This window comes from Mesorhizobium sp. M1182 (assembly GCF_040318335.1).
GTDB lineage: Bacteria > Pseudomonadota > Alphaproteobacteria > Rhizobiales > Rhizobiaceae > Mesorhizobium.
In genome coordinates this window covers 187,390-206,818 of sequence record NZ_JAMYMD010000002.1, presented here as the reverse complement: position 1 = coordinate 206,818, position 19,429 = coordinate 187,390, and the positions used below count along the sequence as shown (strand labels likewise).

Annotated in this window: 13 protein-coding genes; all 13 read left to right on the top strand. The window is 64.0% G+C overall.

Translation table 11 applies throughout. The annotated features are described in order from the left end of the window. The first annotated feature begins 113 nt into the window (after positions 1 to 113). The 13 genes from NKH33_RS03530 to NKH33_RS03470 all read left to right on the top strand — a co-directional run bounded on the left by NKH33_RS03530 (position 114) and on the right by NKH33_RS03470 (position 19,270). Positions 114 to 1,208: an ABC transporter ATP-binding protein gene (locus NKH33_RS03530; RefSeq protein WP_352918216.1), complete on the top strand. Its 1,095-nt coding sequence runs from the start codon at positions 114 to 116 to the stop codon at positions 1,206 to 1,208. Continuing rightward, positions 1,208 to 2,128 (top strand): ABC transporter permease, encoded by a 921-nt coding sequence (locus NKH33_RS03525; RefSeq protein ID WP_352918214.1) that lies wholly within the window; start codon positions 1,208 to 1,210, stop codon positions 2,126 to 2,128. Before NKH33_RS03530 ends, NKH33_RS03525 begins: the two co-directional genes overlap by 1 nt. Beyond that, positions 2,121 to 2,921 carry an ABC transporter permease gene (locus NKH33_RS03520; RefSeq protein WP_352918212.1) on the top strand — a complete coding sequence of 267 codons (801 nt, stop codon included), beginning with the start codon at positions 2,121 to 2,123 and terminating at the stop codon, positions 2,919 to 2,921. Before NKH33_RS03525 ends, NKH33_RS03520 begins: the two co-directional genes overlap by 8 nt. A 23-nt stretch (positions 2,922 to 2,944) precedes the next feature. Beyond that, positions 2,945 to 3,979 (top strand): ABC transporter substrate-binding protein, encoded by a 1,035-nt coding sequence (locus tag NKH33_RS03515; RefSeq protein WP_352539328.1) that lies wholly within the window; start codon positions 2,945 to 2,947, stop codon positions 3,977 to 3,979. 150 nt (positions 3,980 to 4,129) lie between these two features. Beyond that, entirely contained in the window at positions 4,130 to 5,311 is a 1,182-nt protein-coding gene (locus NKH33_RS03510; RefSeq protein ID WP_352918210.1) for a serine hydrolase domain-containing protein, read from the top strand. Between the two features lie 119 nt (positions 5,312 to 5,430). Beyond that, entirely contained in the window at positions 5,431 to 7,743 is a 2,313-nt protein-coding gene (locus NKH33_RS03505; RefSeq protein WP_352777051.1) for a Tex family protein, read from the top strand. Between the two features lie 238 nt (positions 7,744 to 7,981). Continuing rightward, positions 7,982 to 9,187, top strand: a complete 1,206-nt coding sequence (locus NKH33_RS03500; protein ID WP_352918208.1) for an acyl-CoA dehydrogenase — start codon at positions 7,982 to 7,984, stop codon at positions 9,185 to 9,187. Between the two features lie 443 nt (positions 9,188 to 9,630). Then, a complete protein-coding gene (locus tag NKH33_RS03495) occupies positions 9,631 to 12,993 on the top strand; it encodes a transglutaminase family protein (RefSeq protein ID WP_352918206.1) in 3,363 nt (1,120 codons plus the stop codon). A gap of 6 nt (positions 12,994 to 12,999) precedes the next feature. After that, on the top strand, positions 13,000 to 15,411 hold the full coding sequence (locus tag NKH33_RS03490) for a circularly permuted type 2 ATP-grasp protein (protein WP_352918204.1): 2,412 nt from the start codon (positions 13,000 to 13,002) through the stop codon (positions 15,409 to 15,411). Positions 15,412 to 15,418: 7 nt separating this feature from the next. Continuing rightward, positions 15,419 to 16,303 (top strand): transglutaminase family protein, encoded by an 885-nt coding sequence (locus NKH33_RS03485; RefSeq protein WP_352833798.1) that lies wholly within the window; start codon positions 15,419 to 15,421, stop codon positions 16,301 to 16,303. 118 nt (positions 16,304 to 16,421) lie between these two features. Continuing rightward, positions 16,422 to 17,540: a DNA topoisomerase IB gene (locus NKH33_RS03480; protein WP_352918202.1), complete on the top strand. Its 1,119-nt coding sequence runs from the start codon at positions 16,422 to 16,424 to the stop codon at positions 17,538 to 17,540. An 84-nt stretch (positions 17,541 to 17,624) separates the two neighbouring features. Further along, on the top strand, positions 17,625 to 17,999 hold the full coding sequence (locus NKH33_RS03475; protein ID WP_254817007.1) for a YciI family protein: 375 nt from the start codon (positions 17,625 to 17,627) through the stop codon (positions 17,997 to 17,999). Further along, complete coding sequence (locus NKH33_RS03470) at positions 17,996 to 19,270, top strand: RNA polymerase sigma factor (RefSeq protein WP_352918200.1); 1,275 nt, start codon at positions 17,996 to 17,998, stop codon at positions 19,268 to 19,270. The genes NKH33_RS03475 and NKH33_RS03470 overlap by 4 nt, the downstream gene beginning before the upstream one ends. Positions 19,271 to 19,429 lie beyond the last annotated feature (159 nt).

Genomic DNA, 19,429 nt, shown 5'->3' with positions numbered 1-19,429 from the left:
TTGCGTTCTGAACCGAGATCCAGATGCATGGTTGCCAAGCCGACCGGCATATGCTGACAATCGAATGGGAACTGGATCCGCCATCAAGAGCGGACATGAAAATGGGGTAATGCGTGCCGGATCAACCGGGTAAGAGTGCAATCGAGGTCTGCGGCGTCCGCAAGGTGTTCGGTACCGGGGACGCACAAGTCGCCGCTCTCGACACGGTTTCGGTGTCGATCCGCGAGAACGAGTTCTTCACGCTGCTGGGGCCGTCGGGCTGCGGAAAGACGACGCTGCTTAGGCTGATCGCCGGCTTCGATTTTCCCAGTGAAGGCGAAATCCTGCTGCACGGCCACGACATCGCGCCGCTGCCGCCGTTCAAGCGGCCGGTCAACACCGTCTTCCAGTCCTATGCGCTGTTCCCGCACATGACAGTGGCCGAGAATATCGGCTTCGGCCTGGAGATGCTGGGCAAGCCGAAAGCCGAAATCAAGGCACGCGTCGCCGAGATGCTGAAGCTGGTCAAGATGGAGGCGCTGAGCGGCCGCCGCACCAGCCAGATCTCCGGCGGCCAGCAGCAGCGCGTCGCACTGGCCCGCGCGCTGGCGCCGCAGCCGAAAGTGCTGTTGCTCGACGAGCCGCTGTCGGCACTCGACTACAAGCTGCGCAAGGAAATGCAGATCGAACTGAAACGGCTGCAGCACCAGACCGGCATCACCTTCATCTTCGTCACCCATGACCAGGAAGAAGCGCTGACCATGTCCGACCGCATCGCCGTGATGTCGGCCGGCAAGATCCTGCAGGTCGGCACGCCCTGGGACATCTATGACAAGCCGGCCGAGCGCTTCGTCGCCGACTTCATCGGCGAAACCAATTTCCTGACCGCGGCCATCACCGGCATCGGCAACGGCAAGGCGCGCGCGACACTAAAATCCGGCGCGACGATCGACGCGACGGTGGCTGAGGGCTTCCAGCCGAAGGAGAATGCGACGCTGGTGGTCAGGCCGGAACACGCCAAGCTGACCGGCGGCAAGGGCGATCTTTCCGGAACCGTCGAAAACATCGTCTATTTCGGCACCGACACGCATATTCATGTCCAACTGGACAGCGGCGAAGCCTTCACCGTGCGCCAGCAGAACACGCGCAGCGCAGGCTGCGGTTTCGAGCGGGGCGACAAGGTCGGCGTCTCGATCGGCAACGACGCCGCGCAAGTGCTGAGGGATTGATGGCGAGCGCGGAAGAAGTCGCCAAGGCGGCCGAACGGCGCGACATCCGCGACCGCTGGCTGCTGTCGGCGCCGGCCCTGCTGATCATCTTCCTTGCAGCAACCGGTCCCTTGCTGATCGTGCTGGTTTATTCGTTTTTGACGCCCGGCCCTTATGGCGACGTGAAGTGGCAATTCTCGCCCGAGGCCTGGACATCGGTGTTCATGGAACGCGACATCTTCGACGACACGCTTTCCATTGCTGCCGCCCATGTCACTATCTTCTGGCGCTCGATCAAGCTTGCCATCGTGACCACGATCGCTACTTTGGCGCTTGGTTTTCCTACTGCCTATTTCATGGCGACGCGCAGCGAGAAGACGCGCGATCTCTGGCTGTTCCTGATCACCATACCGTTCTGGACCAACTTGCTGATCCGCACCTTCGCCGTGCTGCAGATCATCCGCAACGAGGGGTTGATTAACACGGTGCTGCTCAAGCTCGGCATCATTTCGGGGCCGATCCAGATATTGTTCACCGATTCGGCGATCCTGATCGGCATGGCCTATGTCTATCTGCCGCTGATGGTGCTGCCGATCTACGCCAGCATGGAAAAACTCGATTTCCGGCTGGTCGAAGCCGGCTACGATCTTTATGCGACACGCTTCCAGGTGCTCAGGCGTATCATTTTCCCGCTGGTCAAGCCGGGCGTCATCGCCGGCTCCATCCTGGTGTTCATTCCGGCGCTCGGCGCCTATGTCACACCGGTCCTATTGGGCGGCGGTAAGACCATGATGCTTTCCAACCTGATCGAGCTGCAGTTCGGGCAAGGCCGCAACTGGCCGCTCGGCTCGGCGCTGTCGATCGCCGTCATGGTCATCGTCATGGTGGCGCTGCTCGCCTATGTGCGTAACACCGGCCGGTCGGAGATGCGTCATGGCTAGCAGCTTCGCAATCAAGCATCAGCCGGGATTCACCGCGATCGCCGCGACCTGCTTCGTCGTCCTCTATCTGCCCATCGTCGTGCTGGTCGTCTATGCCTTCAACGCCGCGACCTCGACGTCGGAATGGGGCGGCTTCTCGCTCAAATGGTTCCAGTCGGCGTGGCAGAACACGCAAGTCATCGACGCCACCGTGCGCTCCTTCCAGATCGGCGCCATCGCGGCGATCCTGGCCACGATCTTCGCCACCATGGCGGCGCTCGCCACCACGCGCACGCCGCCCTATCCCGGCCTGACCTTCAAATATGCCGCCATCAACCAACCTTTGATGGTGCCGGAGATCGTCACCGGCGTGGCGCTGCTGATCTTTTTCTCGCGCATCAAGATATTCACCGGCTATTCCGGACTCGGCTACCTAATCGCGGCGCATACGGCCTTTTGCATTCCGTTCGCCTACCTGCCGATCCGGGCGCGGCTGGAGAACATGGACCTGACGCTGGAACGGGCCGCCGCCGATCTCTATGCGACGCCGTGGAAGACGTTCCGCCGCATCACCCTGCCGCTGCTTTGGCCCGGCATCCTGGCCGGATTGATGCTGGCCTTCGTAATCTCGCTCGACGATGTCGTCATCACCGAGTTCGTGAAATCGGGCGGCCAGGACACGCTGCCGACCTACATGCTTGGCCAGATACGTCGAGGGGTAACGCCGGAGATCAACGCGATATCGACCGTGTTCCTGCTCTTGTCGGTCGCCATCGTGACGTTGTTTTTCTTCATCAGCAGGAAACGGGACTGAAAATCGAAAATGGGAGCTAAAACATGAACTGGAAGACATCAGCGACCGCCGTCGGGTTGGCGCTGCTCGCCTCGACAAGCGGCGCTTTCGCGGACGGCGTTTTGAACATCTACAATTGGGGCAACTACACCAGCCCCGACGTGATCAAGAAGTTCGAGCAGAAATACAACATCAAGGTGACCATCACCGATTACGATTCGAACGATACGGCGCTGGCCAAGGTTCGCCAGGGCGGCACCGGCTTCGACATCGCGGTGCCTTCGCAAACCTTCGTGCCGATCTGGATCAAGGAAGGCCTCGTTCAGGAGACCGATCCCGGCAAGATGGAGAACTTCAAGAACGTGGCGCCGGAATGGGCCAATCCCGATTTCGATCCGGGCCGCAAATATTCCGTGCCATGGGCCTGGGGCACGGTGGGCATCGTGGTGAACACCGATGTCTACAAGGGGCCGTCGGACAGTTGGGGCATCATCTTCAACACGCCCGACGAACTGAAGGGCAAGGTCAACGTCGTGCCGGAAATGAACGACGTCATGTTCGCGGCGACCAAATATGTCGGCGCCGCGCAATGCGCCAGCGACAAGGAAACGCTGAAGAAGGTGCGTGACACGCTGGTTGCTGCCAAGCCGAACTGGATCGCAATGGAATACAATACCATCGAGAAAATGGGCGCCGGCGATTTCAAGGCGACCAGCGACTGGAACGGCTCAGCCCTGCGCCAGCGGCTGGCGAACCCCAAGATCCACTATTTCTATCCCAAGGAAGGTTTTGGCCTCTGGAGCGACAATGTCATGGTCCTGAAGGAAGCCAAGAATGTCGAGAACGCCAAGCTGTTCCAGAACTTCATCATGGATCCGGAAAATGCCGCCGGCCTATCCGCCTTCCACCGCTACGCCAACGGCATTGCCGGTTCCGACAAGTACATGCCGGCCGATATGAAGGATGCGCCGGAAGTCATCATCCCGGAAGACGTCAAGGCGCATGGCGAGCTGCAAAAATTGTGTTCCGAGGACGTGCAGGCAATCTACAGCAAGATCTGGACCGAACTGCAGAAGTGACCGCATCGTGATGGACCCGGCGGCAGGCGCCGGCCGGGTCCGTTTTGTCCGCATTTTTTTAACGTCGCCTATCGGTGGCGACACTGAAAGCCGTGCACGCCATCGCCGCGGCGCTCGCCTAGAACGCCAAAGACCCGGAAGGAAGCGGCTATGGCCGGCAAGACCGCGTTCGAGACCAGATATGGCTTTGCCCGCAAGGAGGTGCTGCTCGGCAATTGGCGGGAAAGCCCGTTCAGCCGGTGGTCGTTCCAGAATGTCGGCGAGCTGGTGCCGAGCGCTGCCGTGGCGGCACAGCCGGGCAGCAGCGAAGCGTCGGCCCAGGATTTCGGCGGGCTACTTGGCGAAAAAGTCGCTCTTGCAGGCGGCGCGGAGACTGTCGCGGCGTTTCTCGCGCGCTCCGATACCGACGCGCTGACGATCATGAAACGCGGCAAATTCGTCGGCGACTGGTTCGCGCCGCATATGGAGTTTGGGGCGCGCCACATCGTCTTTTCGATCAGCAAGTCGCTGACCGCCATTGTTGCCGGCATATTGGAAGGCGAGGGGATTTTCGATCCGCAGGCTCCGGTAAGCCGCTATCTGCCCGAAGCCGCCGGCTCGGCCTATGGCGATGCGCGTGTGCGGCACGTGCTCGACATGAGTGTCAGCCTCGATTTCGAAGAGGCCTATCTCGATCCGGAAAGCGCCTTCGCCCGCTACCGCCGCGCCATGCTGTGGAATCCAGGCGGGGGCATCGAGAGCCTGGCCACTTTCCTCATGACGCTGCAGGGTCTGGCCGAGCCGCATGGCCGGACGTTCCGCTACCGTTCGCCCAATTCCGACCTGCTCGGCATCCTGCTCGAACGTGCGTCTGGCCGGCGTTTCGACGATCTGATGCGCGAAAAATTATGGGAGCCGCTCGGCGCCGTCGGCGACGCCTCGGTGACAGTCGACATGGAAGGCACGGCGCGCACCGCTGGCGGCATTTCGGTGACGCCGCGCGACCTTGCACGCGTCGGCGAGATGATGCGGCAAGGCGGCGTGGCCAATGGCCGCCGCGTCGTGCCGGAAGCCTGGATGCGCGACACGACCGAAACTGGCGGCGACGCCGAGGCCTGGCGGCGCGGCACGATGGCGTTCCTGTTTCCGCGTGGCCGCTATCGCAACAAATGGTACCAGACGGGCGCGGCAAGCGGCGCCTTCTGCGGCATCGGCATCCACGGCCAGTGGCTTTACGTCAATCCGAAGGCCGAAATGGTAATCGCAAAGATGTCGTCGCAGCCGGTACCGGTCGACGATCCGCTCGATCTGGATATGATTTCCTTCTTCGAGGCGCTGAGCCGGATGGTCTGATCCATCCAGACAGCCCGACCTTTCCTGTGGACCTCTCGCCGGGTTGAAAATGGCGCGGTTGGCGCGGCAGTGCTCTGCGCCTATGGTCGCTGCTCGTTTCGACTAGCGACAGGTACGACATGGCAGCCGACATCAAGCGCATCGCAACCATCATAGCCGCCGAGATCGCCGCGCGGCCCGAACAGGCTGCGGCGGCGATCGGCTTGCTCGACGACGGCGCGACCGTGCCGTTCGTGGCGCGCTACCGCAAGGAGGTCACCGGCGGCCTCGACGACACGCAGCTGCGCGACCTCGCCGAGCGGCTGGCCTATCTGCGCGAACTCGACGCGCGCCGCGACACCATCCTTGGTTCGATCCGCGAGCAGGGCAAGCTGACCGAGGAGCTCGAAGCAAAGATCGCTGCAGCCGCTACCAAGGCCGAACTCGAAGACATCTACCTGCCTTACAAGCCGAAGCGCCGGACCAAGGCCGAGATCGCACGCGAGCGCGGGCTCGGGCCTCTGGCGGAAGCTATTCTCGCCGACCGTACGGCTGTACCCGCCGAGCTGGCGCTGGCCTACATCAGCGAGGACGTGGCCGACGCCAAGGCGGCGCTCGAGGGTGCGCGCGATATCCTGTCCGAACAGTTCGCCGAGAATGCCGATCTGGTCGGCAGATTGCGGACCTACATGAAGGAACGCGCCTTTCTGCGCTCGCGCGTCGTCGACGGCAAGCAGGAGGCCGGCGCGAAATTTTCCGACTATTTCGACCATGTCGAGCGCTGGGCCAACGTGCCGAGCCATCGCGCGCTGGCCATGTTGCGCGGCCGCAACGAGGAGGTTCTGTCACTCGACATCGAAGTCGATGCCGATGACGCCTCTCCGGTGAAACCGGTTGAGCGGATGATCGCCGACGCCTACGCCATCGGCCGCCAGTTGCCGGGAGACCGCTGGCTGATGGAGGTCGCCGGCTGGACCTGGCGCACAAAGCTGTCGCTGCACCTGACGCTCGATCTGATGCGCGATCTGCGCGAGCGGGCCGAAGAAGGAGCCATCCATGTCTTCGCCCGCAATCTCAAGGATTTGCTGCTTGCCGCCCCTGCCGGCTCACGGCCGACGATGGGGCTCGATCCGGGCATTCGCACCGGCGTCAAGGTGGCGGTGGTGGACGGCACCGGCAAGCTGCTGGCGACGACAACGGTCTATCCGTTCCCGCCGAAGAACGACGTGCGCGGCACGCAGGCCGAACTGGCCAAGCTCATCCGGCTGCACAAGGTCGAGCTGATCTCGATCGGCAACGGCACCGGCAGCCGCGAGACCGAAAGGCTGGTGGCCGACATGCTGGCTGACATGCCTGCCGGGTCCGGGCCGAAGCCGCTCAAGGTGATCGTCAGCGAGGCCGGCGCCTCGGTCTATTCCGCCTCGGCAACGGCGGCGGCGGAATTTCCCGGCCTCGACGTGTCGCTGCGCGGGGCAGTGTCCATCGCGCGGCGCCTGCAGGATCCGCTCGCCGAACTGGTCAAGATCGAGCCCAAGTCGATCGGCGTCGGCCAGTACCAGCACGACGTCGATCAGTACCGCCTCGGCCGCTCGCTGGAAGCCGTGGTCGAGGATGCGGTAAACGCCGTCGGCGTCGATCTCAACACGGCCTCAGCGCCGCTTCTGGCGCGGGTTTCGGGTCTCGGCGCATCGCTGGCCGAGGCGATCGTTGCGCATCGCGATGCCTCCGGCCCGTTCGCCAGCCGCCGCGAACTGTTGAAGGTCTCCCGCCTTGGACCCCGCGCGTTCGAGCAATGCGCCGGCTTCCTGCGCATTCCAAACGGCAGCGAACCCCTCGATGCCTCGGCCGTGCATCCGGAAGCCTATGGCGTTGCCAAGAAGATCGTCGCGGCCTGCGGGCGCGACGTCCGCTCGCTGATGGGCGACAGCGCCGCACTCAAGGCGCTCGATCCGCGCGTCTTCGTCGATGAGCGCTTCGGCCTGCCGACGGTGCGCGACATCCTGGCGGAGCTGGAAAAGCCCGGCCGCGATCCGCGCCCCGGCTTCAAGACCGCGACCTTTGCCGACGGCATCGACGACATCAAGGATCTGAAGCCCGGCATGCAGCTTGAAGGCACCGTCACCAATGTCGCGGCTTTCGGCGCCTTCGTCGATATCGGCGTGCACCAGGACGGATTGGTGCACGTCTCGCAACTGGCCGATCGGTTCATCAAGGACGCGCATGAGGTGGTCAAGGCCGGCGACGTGGTCAAGGTGCGTGTCGTCGACGTCGATATCAAGCGCAAGCGCATCGGCCTGTCGATGCGCAAGGATGGTGACGGTGGCGCACCGAAGCCGCGCGACAATGGCGGCAGGCCGGTGCCGCGCGCGCCCGCGCCCCAACGCCAGCCGGAGCGGCCGGTGCAGCAGGGCGCGTTCGGCGCCGCTTTGGCCGATGCGTTGAAGCGGAAATAATTTCGCGAGCCGGCTGTGGCAGGTCAGACGGCGGCGCTCGACATTGATGATCCATCACCAATGCTCATGGATCGGCGAAGCTATTTCGTTTGATTTTTTCAGGACGGGAGCCGATAAGCCGCGCGTTTCAAGATTTCTGTTTCGATGCATGTCGTTATCCCCAAGCTGCCGAACACCCTCGGGTCAGGCCCGCGGGCAAGCTTTGGGCGACATGCATGAGTTTGGGAGACCGAGAGCCATGGCCGCCGACAAGAACGCATTCGTCTGGGATGATCCTTTCCTGATCGAGGACCAGCTTTCGGAGGACGAGCGCATGGTGCGCGATGGCGCCGCGGCGTTTGCCGCCGACAAGCTCGCTCCTAAGATCGAGGAAGCCTATCTCGAGGAGAAGACCGACGCCGGGATCTTCCGCGAAATGGGCGAGGCCGGTCTGCTCGGCATCACCATCCCCGAGGAATATGGCGGGCTCGGCGCCAACTACGTCACCTACGGGCTGGTCGCGCGGGAAGTGGAGCGGATCGACTCGGGTTATCGCTCGATGATGAGCGTGCAGTCGTCGCTGGTAATGTATCCGATCCATGCCTATGGCTCGGAAGAACAGCGCAAGAAATACCTGCCGAAGCTGGCGTCGGGCGAATGGATCGGCTGCTTTGGCTTGACCGAACCTGATGCCGGTTCCGACCCGGGCGGCATGAAGACGCGGGCCGAGAAGACTGCGAGCGGCTACAGGATCTCCGGCTCGAAGATGTGGATTTCCAACGCGCCGATCGCCGACGTGTTCGTCGTCTGGGCAAAGTTGTCCGACGAAAGTGGGGGCGCGCATGACAACCAGATTCGCGGCTTCGTCCTGGAAAAGGGCATGAACGGGCTGTCGGCGCCGAAGATCGGTGGCAAGCTGTCGCTGCGAGCCTCGATCACCGGCGAAGTGGTGATGGAAGGCGTCGAGGTAGGCGACGACGCGCTGCTGCCCAATGTCTCGGGTCTCAAAGGGCCGTTTGGCTGCCTCAACCGGGCACGCTACGGAATTTCCTGGGGCGCCATGGGCGCGGCTGAGGATTGTTGGCACCGCGCCCGCCAGTATGGCCTCGACCGCAAGCAGTTCGGCAAGCCGCTGGCCGGTACGCAGCTTTTCCAGAAGAAGCTCGCCGACATGCAGACCGAGATCGCGCTCGGCCTGCAGGGCAGCCTGCGCGTCGGGCGGCTGATGGACGAAGGCAAGATGGCGCCGGAGATGATCTCGCTCGTCAAGCGCAACAATTGCGGCAAGGCGCTCGACATCGCCCGCCAGGCCCGCGACATGCATGGCGGCAACGGCATCCAGATCGGCTACCACGTCATGCGCCACGCCCAGAACCTGGAAACCGTCAACACCTACGAGGGCACGCATGACGTGCATGCGCTGATCCTCGGACGGGCGCAGACCGGGTTGCAGGCATTCTTTTAGGGTTCAGGCTCCGCTTCCAGGATGCCCGTGCCTGGTATCTCCCCTCGCAAAGCGGGAGATCGGCAACTTTCGTCGACCATGCCACATTTTGTTCTTGCTTTGTGCCGGCAGCTATGCTACTAATTTGGGTATGGTGCTAATTGGCTCCAACGACCCGCCCGCCGAGGCGGGTTTTTCTTTTCCGCTCTTTTCGACGAAGCATCGCGTGTGCTGCCGATCATCGATATCGGCGGGAAGCGCCCGGTGCTGACCCGCCGGACTTCGGCTCTGCAGCGTTGCAACGTCTTGCCGCCACACTGCGGAATCCCGGGGTCGGCGCTCCGTTTCGTGAGCTATGAAAGCTGCTTGATTTAGGTGCAGCGCAACATCTCTGCTTGGAGAATGGTCAGCATTCGTGTCAGGGTTCAGCGAACTCCTTTTGAAACGCCGACTTCAGGGGCACCATGGCAATTCTGGCAGCCGTCTATCACCTGACCCATTACAAATACGACCGGCCGGTCGTCTTAGGCCCGCAAGTCATAAGGTTGCAGCCTGCGCCGCATTCCCGCACCAAGGTGCTCAGCCATTCGCTGAAGGTCGGGCCGGCAAATCACTTCGTCAATCTGCAGCAGGACCCCTACGGCAATTTCCTGGCCCGCTTCGTCTTTCCCGAGCCGGTGACGGAACTGAAGATCGAGGTCGATCTCGTTGCCGACATGACGGTCTACAATCCGTTCGATTTCTTCGTCGAACCGTCGGCCGAGACGTTTCCATTCGAATACCCCGAAGAGATCCGGGACGATCTGACCATCTATCGAACGCCGGAACCGGCGGGGCCGCTGTTGGAGGCATTCCTGAAAACCATCCCGCGCCACCCGACCAACACCGTCAATTTTGTCGTCGACCTCAATGCGCGGCTACAGCGCGAGATCGCGTATATCGTGCGCATGGAAACCGGCGTCTTCTCGCCCGAGGAAACGCTGGCCGCCGGCAAGGGGTCGTGCCGCGATTCGAGCTGGCTCCTGGTGCAGATACTGAGGAACCTCGGCATCGCCGCGCGTTTCGTCTCCGGCTACCTGATCCAGCTCAAACCCGACCTCGTTGCGCTCGACGGGCCGCCCGGCACGGCGACCGATTTCACCGACCTCCATGCCTGGTGCGAGGTGTATCTGCCGGGCGCCGGCTGGATCGGCTTCGACCCGACCTCCGGCCTGCTCACCGGCGAAAGCCATGTGCCGCTCGCGGCAACGCCCCATTTCCGCAATGCCGCGCCGATCTCCGGCATGGCGAGCTTCGCCAATGTCGAATTCGGCTTCGACATGCGGGTAGACCGCATCGCCGAGCGTCCGCGCATTACCAAGCCGTTCTCCGACGAGAGCTGGCAGGCGCTGGACGCGCTGGGGGTCCAGGTCGATGCTGCGCTCCAGGCCGGCGATGTGCGGCTGACCATGGGCGGCGAGCCGACCTTCGTCTCGATCGACGATTTCGAGGCTGCAGAGTGGAACACCGCCGCCGTCGGGCCGACCAAGCGGGAAAAGGCCGATGCCCTGATCCGCCGGCTGCGCGAACGCTTCGCGCCGGGCGGCTTCCTGCATTACGGGCAAGGCAAGTGGTACCCCGGCGAAAGCCTGCCACGCTGGACCTTCTCGCTCTACTGGCGCACCGACGGCGAGCCGGTGTGGAGCGACCCGTCGCTGATCGCGCATGAAAAGAGCGAGGCGGATGTCGGACCGAAGCAGGCCGAAGGCCTGCTGACGGCGATCGCCGACGAACTCGGCATCGACAAGACGATGGTCAGCGAAGCCTATGAGGATCCCGCCGAATGGCTGCTCAAGGAAGGCAAGCTGCCGGACAACGTCGATCCTTCCAATTCGAAGCTGGAGGACCCCGAGGAGCGCAGCCGCATGGCGCGGGTGTTCGAACGCGGGCTGACCAAGCCGTCGGGCTATGTGCTGCCTGTCCAGCGCTGGAACAGCCAGGCGTCCGGACCGCGCTGGCGCTCGGAGAAGTGGAAGACGCGGCGCGGCAGGCTGTTCCTGGTGCCCGGCGATTCGCCGGTCGGCTACCGCCTGCCGCTCGGCACGCTGCCCTATGTGCCGCCGGCGCAGTTCCCCTACATAGTCCCGGTCGATCCATCGCTGCCGCGCGGACCATTGCCGGCGCGCGAGGCGATCTTGCCCGGTTCTGCTTCTCCGGCCGAACTGGAGGGCGCCGACGAGATGGCACGACGCCAGCAGGCGGTATCCTTTACGGCCGTTACCGGCCAGCAGGACCGCGTCGAACAGGAGATCACCGAGATCGGCGGGGCCGTGCGCACGGCGCTTTCGGTCGAGCCGCGCGACGGACGGCTTTGTGTGTTCATGCCGCCGGTCGAGGCGCTGGAGGATTATCTCGAACTGGTGGCGGCGGCTGAGAACGCGGCAAGGGCGATCGGCCTGCCGGTGCATATAGAAGGCTACGGCCCGCCGCACGATCCGCGCCTCAATGTCATCCGTGTCGCACCCGATCCCGGCGTCATCGAGGTCAATATCCACCCCGCTGCGAATTGGCAGGATTGCGTGGCGACGACCACGGCGATCTACGAAGAGGCGCGGCAGACGCGGCTTGGCGCCGACAAGTTCATGATCGACGGCCGCCACACCGGCACCGGCGGCGGCAACCACGTCGTCGTCGGCGGCGCAACGCCCAATGACAGTCCGTTCCTGCGCCGCCCCGACCTGTTGAAGAGCCTGGTGCTGCAATGGCAGCGGCATCCGTCGCTGTCCTATCTGTTCTCCGGCCTGTTCATTGGCCCGACCAGCCAGGCGCCGCGCTTCGACGAGGCGCGCCACGATTCGCTTTACGAACTCGAAATCGCGATGGCGCAGGTGCCGCATCCGGACAAGGGCGCGGCACCCCTGCCGTGGCTGGTCGACCGGCTGTTCCGCAATCTTCTGACCGACGTGACCGGCAATACCCATCGCTCGGAAATCTGCATCGACAAGCTGTTTTCGCCGGACGGGCCGACCGGCCGGCTTGGGCTGGTCGAATTCCGCGGCTTCGAGATGCCGCCCAACGCGCGCATGAGCCTGGCGCAGCAATTGCTGGTGCGCGCCATCATCGCCCGGGCCTGGAAGAACCCGCTCGACGGCCGCTTCGTGCGCTGGGGCACTTCGCTGCACGACCGTTTCATGCTGCCGCATTATGTCTGGGCTGACTTTCTCGATGTGCTGGACGACCTCAAGCGGAACGGCTTTGCATTCCGTCCGGAATGGTTCGACGCCCAGCTCGAATTCCGCTTCCCGTTCTGCGGCGAGGTTAGCCAAGCCGGCGTCAAGCTGGAGCTCAGGCAGGCGCTCGAGCCGTGGCACGTGATGGGCGAGCAAGGCGCGATCGGCGGCACCGTACGCTTTGTCGATTCCTCCGTCGAAAGGCTGCAGGTGAAGACCGAGGGGCTCAACCCGGAGCGTCACGCCGTCGTCTGCAACAGCCGCGTCGTGCCGATGAAGGTGACCGACAACCGCGAGATCGCGGTGGCCGGCGTGCGCTTCAAGGCCTGGCAGCCGGCGTCGGGCCTGCATCCGGCGCTGCCGGTCAACACTCCACTGGTCTTCGACATCTATGATCGCTGGTCGGGCCGCGCGGTCGGCGGCTGCGTCTACCATGTCGCGCATCCCGGCGGGCGCAGCTATGACACCTTCCCGGTCAATGGCAACGAAGCGGAGGCGCGGCGACTCGCTCGCTTCGAGCCGCGTGGCCATACGCCGTCCAGCTACGTGCTGCGCAACGAAGAAGCCTCTGAAGATTTCCCGATGACCCTTGACCTTCGGCGGCCGCAAAGACTCTGATCAGCCATGGCGAAGGGGAATCACAAAAGGCTGCGCAGCAAGCCGCAGACCCATAGTCTGCTGGAGCACTACCAGCCGATCGACGGCGTCGTCGACGAGATGGTCGATGCGTCGGGCAATCCGCGGCCGGCCTGGCGGCACTTCATCGAGGCACTGGAGGACCTGGGGCCGGAAAAGCTTGCCCAGCGCTTCGCCCGCGCCGACCAGTACCTGCGCGACGCCGGCGTCTACTACCGCGTCTATGACAAAGCCGGCGCCAACGAGCGGGAATGGCCGCTGGCGCATGTGCCGCTGCTGATCGAGGAGCAGGAATGGGCTGACATCAGCGCCGGCCTGGTCCAGCGCGCCGATCTGTTCGAGGAGACCATCGCCGACATTTACGGGCCGAACCGGCTGGTCGAGAAAGGCATTCTGCCGGCCGGATTGATCGCGGCCAGCCCGGAATATTTGCGGCCGGTCGTCGGCACCAGGCCGGCGAGCGGCCATTTCCTGCATTTCTGCGCCTTCGAGCTCGGTCGTGGCCCGGACGGCCGCTGGTGGGTGCTTGGCGACCGCACACAGGCGCCGTCGGGCGCCGGCTTTGCGCTGGAAAACCGCGTCGCCACCACAAGGGCGCTGTCCGACATCTACGGCGAAATGCATGTGCACCGCCTGGCCGGCTTCTTCCGTCGCTTCCGCGACGCGCTGATCGGCATGGCCAGGCAAGCCGGCGGCCGTGTCGCCATCCTGACGCCGGGACCGCTGAACGAAACCTATTACGAACATGCCTATATCGCCCGCTATCTCGGCATCATGCTGCTCGAGGGCGAGGACCTGACCGTCTCCGGCGGCAGGCTGATGGTGCGCACGGTTTCGGGGCTGATGCCGGTGAGCGTCTTGTGGCGGCGGCTCGACGCCGCCTTCGCCGATCCGCTTGAATTGCGGCCGGACTCGCAGATCGGCACGCCGGGGCTGGTCGAGGCGGTTCGGCAAGGGGCGGTTTCGGCCGTCAATGCACTGGGCTCCGGCCTGATGGAGACGCGCGCGTTGCTCGCCTTCCTGCCCAAGATTTCGCGCGCCCTGCGCAACGAGGAACTGCTGCTGCCGACGGTCGCGACATGGTGGTGCGGGCAGGAGACGGAGCGTGAACATGTGCTCGCCAACATCGATAGCATGGTGATCGGCCCGGCGCTGTCGACGCGGCTTGCCTTCGAGGACGACGGCTCGACCAAGCTCGGGTCGGCGCTGTCGGTCGAGGAACGGGCCGAACTGGTCGCCAGGATCGAACGGGACGGCGGCGACTTCGTCGGCCAGGAAGCGGTGACGCTGTCGACCACGCCTGTCTATGTCGGCGGTTGGCTGGAGCCGCGGCCGGCAAGCCTGCGCGTCTATCTGGCGCGGACGCCGGAAGGCTGGACCGTGATGCCGGGCGGGTTTGCCCGTGTCGGCTTTTCGCTCGACCCGACGGCCATCGCCATGCAGCGCGGCGGCCAGGCGGCGGATGTCTGGGTGGTCAGCGACAGGCCGGTCGAGCGCGAGACACTGCTGCCGCAGGAGCACGACAGCTTCACCCGAACCCTGCCGGGCAGCCTGCCCAGCCGCGCGGCTGAGAACCTGACATGGCTCGGCCGCTATATCGAGCGATCGGAAGACACGGTGCGCATCCTGCGCGCCTACCATGTGCGGCTGGCCGAGACATCCGATCCCGAGATGCCGCTGCTCGCCGATATCAGCGACTATCTCGCGCCGTTCGGCATCGACGTCGAGACGGCAATCCCATTGGGGCTCATCGGCACGCTGGACAGCGCCGTTTACAGCGCCGGGCAGATCCGCGACCGCTTCTCGCCCGATGGCTGGCTGGCATTGAAGGATCTGTCGAAGACCATCCATCAATTTGCCGCGACCGTGGCGCCGGGCGACGACGCGACAAGGGCAATGACGGTCATCCTGCGCAAGCTGGCCGGGTTTTCCGGCCTGCTGCACGAGAACATGTACCGCTTTGCCGGCTGGCGTTTCCTGGAAATCGGCCGCAGGCTCGAACGCGGCATCCAGATCGCCCGCACGCTCGCCCGGCTGACCGGAGCCCAGGCGCCGGAAGGTGCGCTCGACATGGTGCTGGAGATCGGCGACAGCGTCATGACCCACCGTCGGCAGTATCCGGTGCAGGCGGGGCGGCGCACCGTGGTCGACCTTCTGGCGCTCGATCCGCTCAACCCGCGCTCAATCCTTTTCCAGCTCGAACGGCTGAAGGCCGAAATCGCGCTGCTGCCCGCTGTCGGCGCTGAAGGCCATATGTCGCCGGCGGCCAAGGAAATCCTGCAGCTCAACACGTCGATCGCCATCAAGGAGCCCTCGGACATGACGGCCAAGGCCCTCGGCGATCTCGCCAATGAAATCGGCGGGCTCTACAACAGCCTCGCCAAAGCCTATTTCGGGTAGAGACAGCATGCTCTACGACATCAGGCTTCACCTGCGTTACGACTATGATGCGGCGGCCGGCGGTGGCCGCCATCAGGTGCGCGTGCTGCCGCCGACCATCCCTGGCGTGCAGCGCGTCATCGCCGCTTCACTGTCTTTTGTGCCGGCGCCCAGCGAACGTTCCGACTTTTCCGACTTTTTCGGCAACAGTGTCACCTCGATCGCCTTTCGTGACGCGCATGATGCGCTCGACATCAGGATGAGCGCGCGTGTTTCAGTGTCGCGGCCCGAACCCGGGCTCGACGTATCGCCGGACATACGCCGGCTGAGGGAAGAACTCGGCGCAGTGCACTCGCTGGCGCCGGCTTCGCCGCATCACTTTCTGGCCGCCAGCGATCATGCCGGCATCGACGCGGCAATCACTGCCTATGCGAAAGGCAGTGCCGGCGGTTCGACAGTCGGCACGGCCATGGCTCTGTGCAACCGCATTCACCGCGATTTCACCTATGACGGCGAGGCGACCACCGTGCAGACGCGGGCCAGCGACGCCTTTGGCCTGAAGCGCGGCGTCTGCCAGGATTTCTCCCACATCATGATCGCCGGCCTGCGCGGCCTCGGTATTCCCGCGGGCTATGTCAGCGGGTTCCTGCGCACCATCCCGCCGCGCGGGAAGCCGCGGCTCGAAGGCGCCGACGCCATGCACGCCTGGGTCAAGGTGTGGTGCGGGCGCGATGCCGGCTGGCAGGAATTCGATCCGACCAATGGCATGCGGGCTAGCAACGACCATATCACGGTCGGCTACGGCCGCGATTACTCCGATGTGGCGCCGATCGTCGGCGTGCTGAAAACCACCGGTGGACAGGTCGGCGAGCAGGCGGTCGACGTCGTTCCGGTCGTGCTCGAAAAGGCGTGACGACGCACGTCTTCGACGCACGGCGACGTCGATAGGCTGTTCTGGGACCAAGAGATCAAGAGGCGTTGGAACCCGCAGCCGGCAAGCGGCTTATCTACGGAAATTCCGTGGAGAGGACATGCTGGACAAATCCGGGTCGTCGTCTGGCCAATCGGCTGTGAGGAAAGCTGCACCAAAAAACGCGGTGCCGCACAACGGAGCGCTGGAGAACGGCGCGCAAGCCTCGGCCGTTCGGGCCTCGCTCAACTATGTCACCGACACTGAACCCGGTATTCGCCGGCTGCGTTCGGGCAAGGGGTTCTCGTACAAAGGACCCGACGGGCGGATTGTCGACGGGGAGGCGCTGGCACGCATCAAGGCGCTCGCCATTCCACCGGCCTGGACGGATGTGTGGATCTCGCCGGATGCCGACGGTCACATCCAGGCGACCGGTCGGGACCAGCGCGGCCGCAAACAATACCGCTATCACCCGCACTGGGCGGAGGAGCGTGACGGCGTCAAATATTCGAGCCTGATTGCCTTCGCCGAAAGCCTGCCCGAACTGCGGCGGCAGATCGAGGTCGATTTGCGCCGTCACGGCCTGCCGCTGGAACGCGTCGTTGCGGCTATCGTCTGGCTGCTCGACAACACGATGATCCGTGTCGGCAATGCCGCCTATGCCCGCGACAACAAGAGTTTTGGGCTGACCACGCTGCGTGACCGCCATGTCGACATCAAGGGCTCGAGCCTGCGCTTTGCCTTCATCGGTAAATCCGGCAAGGAATGGAGATTGAAACTTGTCGATCGCCGGATTGCCAAGGTCGTGCGTGGAGCGCAGGACCTGCCGGGCCAAAAACTGTTCCAGTATCTCGACGAGGACGGAAACAGGCATCCGGTGCGCTCAGACGACGTCAACCGCTATATCAGGGAAAATGCCGGAGCGGAGTTCAGCTCCAAGCACTTCAGAACCTGGGGTGGCACCATCCATGCGGCGTCGCTGTTTGCGCAAACCGAACGTCCGGAAAGCCAGGCGCAGCAAAAGCGGGTGATGAACAATGTCATCGACAAGGTTGCCGAGCGGCTCGGCAATACGCGCGCGGTTTGTCGCCAATGCTACATCCATCCGGAAGTGTTCCGCGCCTGGCCCGAAGGACGGCTGCTGGACGAAATGGCGGATGCCAACCAAGGCAAGCGCTCGATCGCCGGGCTCGACGACGAGGAGGCCTTGGTCTTGAGATGGCTGAAGGCGAGGGAATGACGCCGGACGGAGCGTATTTTTTTGTCGACGCCGTGTCGGCATCGGTCCTAGTGTTTCGTCCTTTGACAGAGAAAAGGACGACCCATGCTCTACGCGATCCTCTGCTATGCCTCCGAAGACGTCGTCTGCTCCTGGAGCAAGGAGCAGGACGACGCCGTCATGGAAAAACTTCTGGGTGTGCAGGAAAAATATGCCCAGGCGGGCCGGCTTGGCCCGGTGGCGCGGCTCTTGCCGACGACCGCGGCGACGACGCTGAGGAAGGTCAAGGGCGAATCGATCGTCATCGACGGCCCGTTTGCCGAAACCAAGGAACAGTTCCTCGGCTTTTACACGCTCGAATGCGCCGACCTCGATGAGGCCGTCGACTTCGCGCGCGAGCTTTCCGAGGTCAACCCGAGCGGCGGCTCCTACGAAATCCGGCCGGTCTCGCTGTTCAATCCCGCCAAGGTTTCCGCATGACCGAACTCGCCTGGATCAGCACGGCAATCAGCACCGCTCGCCCGCAGGCGATGGGGGCATTGCTGCGCTACTTCCGCGACCTCGACGCGGCGGAGGAAGCATTCCAGGACGCCTGCCTGAGGGCACTGAACAACTGGCCGAAAAACGGTCCGCCGCGCGATCCGGCAGCCTGGCTGATCTTCGTCGGCCGCAACAGCGGCATCGATGCGGTGCGCAAGCGCGCCAAGCAGGCGCCGCTGCCGGAGGAGGACCAGATCTCCGATCTGGAGGATGCCGAGAGCGACGTCGCCGAGCGGCTGGACGGGGCGCATTACCGCGACGATATTTTGCGGCTGCTGTTTATCTGCTGCCATCCCGACCTGCCGGCCACACAGCAGATCGCGGTGGCGTTGCGCATCGTCTCCGGCCTGACGGTCAAGCAGATCGCCCGCGCCTTCCTCGTCGGTGAAAGCGCCATGGAGCAGCGTATCACGCGCGCCAAGGCGCGTATCGCCGACGCCGGGGTGCCGTTCGAGACGCCGGGAGCGGTCGAGCGCTCCGAACGGCTCGCCGCCGTCGCCGCCATGGTCTACCTGATCTTCAACGAAGGCTATTCCAGCAACAGCGGCGAGGCTTCGGCGCGTGCGCCGCTTTGCGAAGAGGCGATCCGGCTGGCCCGGCTGCTGCTCAGGCTGTTCCAGACCGAGCCGGAGATCATGGGGCTGACGGCGCTGTTGCTGCTGCAGCATGCACGCTCGCCGGCTCGCTTCGACGAGAACGGCGAGATCGTGCTGCTCGAAGACCAGGACCGCAGCCTGTGGAGCCGCAAGATGATCGATGAAGGCCTGGCGCTGGTCGATAAGGCGTTGCGCCATCGCAAGCCCGGTCCCTACCAGGTGCAAGCGGCGATCGCCGCACTGCATGCGCGGGCGGAAAAGCCCGAGGACACGGACTGGAACGAGATCGACCTGCTCTACGGCCTGCTCGAGCAGATGCAGCCGTCGCCGGTGGTGATGCTCAACCGCGCCGTCGCGGTCTCCAAGGTGCGTGGACCGGAAGCCGCACTCGCCATGATCGAGCCGCTGGAGGGAAGGCTTTCCGGCTATTTCCATTTCTTCGGCCTCAAGGGCGGACTGCTGATGCAGCTTGGCCGCGGCGAGGAGGCGCGTGTCGCTTTCGACCGCGCCATCGCGCTCGCCAATACGGCCGCCGAGGCAGCGCATATCCGCATGCATATCGACCGGCTGATGAAAGAAAGCGCCGTGCGGGAAACCGCCAAGACGGCACACTGATTCGCTCTATCTGGCTGGTTCAACAGTCGGACGCCGGCTTGGACCATGCCGGGGTGGCGATTTCTCCCTGAAACGCGTAATGCCACGCCATGACAGCGCCTGGTGTGCCGACCGGCAGGGAGTGGGTATGGCGCAAGGCTTGGACCGACGCCATATGAG

Excerpts from the sequence above, each read along its gene's own strand:
- NKH33_RS03525 (WP_352918214.1), top strand. The coding sequence starts at position 1,208 with ATGGCGAGCGCGGAAGAAGTCGCCAAGGCGGCCGAACGGCGCGACATC.
- NKH33_RS03520 (WP_352918212.1), top strand. The coding sequence starts at position 2,121 with ATGGCTAGCAGCTTCGCAATCAAGCATCAGCCGGGATTCACCGCGATC.
- NKH33_RS03515 (WP_352539328.1), top strand. The coding sequence starts at position 2,945 with ATGAACTGGAAGACATCAGCGACCGCCGTCGGGTTGGCGCTGCTCGCC.
- NKH33_RS03510 (WP_352918210.1), top strand. The coding sequence starts at position 4,130 with ATGGCCGGCAAGACCGCGTTCGAGACCAGATATGGCTTTGCCCGCAAG.
- NKH33_RS03505 (WP_352777051.1), top strand. The coding sequence starts at position 5,431 with ATGGCAGCCGACATCAAGCGCATCGCAACCATCATAGCCGCCGAGATC.
- NKH33_RS03500 (WP_352918208.1), top strand. The coding sequence starts at position 7,982 with ATGGCCGCCGACAAGAACGCATTCGTCTGGGATGATCCTTTCCTGATC.
- NKH33_RS03495 (WP_352918206.1), top strand. The coding sequence starts at position 9,631 with ATGGCAATTCTGGCAGCCGTCTATCACCTGACCCATTACAAATACGAC.
- NKH33_RS03490 (WP_352918204.1), top strand. The coding sequence starts at position 13,000 with ATGGCGAAGGGGAATCACAAAAGGCTGCGCAGCAAGCCGCAGACCCAT.
- NKH33_RS03485 (WP_352833798.1), top strand. The coding sequence starts at position 15,419 with ATGCTCTACGACATCAGGCTTCACCTGCGTTACGACTATGATGCGGCG.
- NKH33_RS03480 (WP_352918202.1), top strand. The coding sequence starts at position 16,422 with ATGCTGGACAAATCCGGGTCGTCGTCTGGCCAATCGGCTGTGAGGAAA.
- NKH33_RS03475 (WP_254817007.1), top strand. The coding sequence starts at position 17,625 with ATGCTCTACGCGATCCTCTGCTATGCCTCCGAAGACGTCGTCTGCTCC.
- NKH33_RS03470 (WP_352918200.1), top strand. The coding sequence starts at position 17,996 with ATGACCGAACTCGCCTGGATCAGCACGGCAATCAGCACCGCTCGCCCG.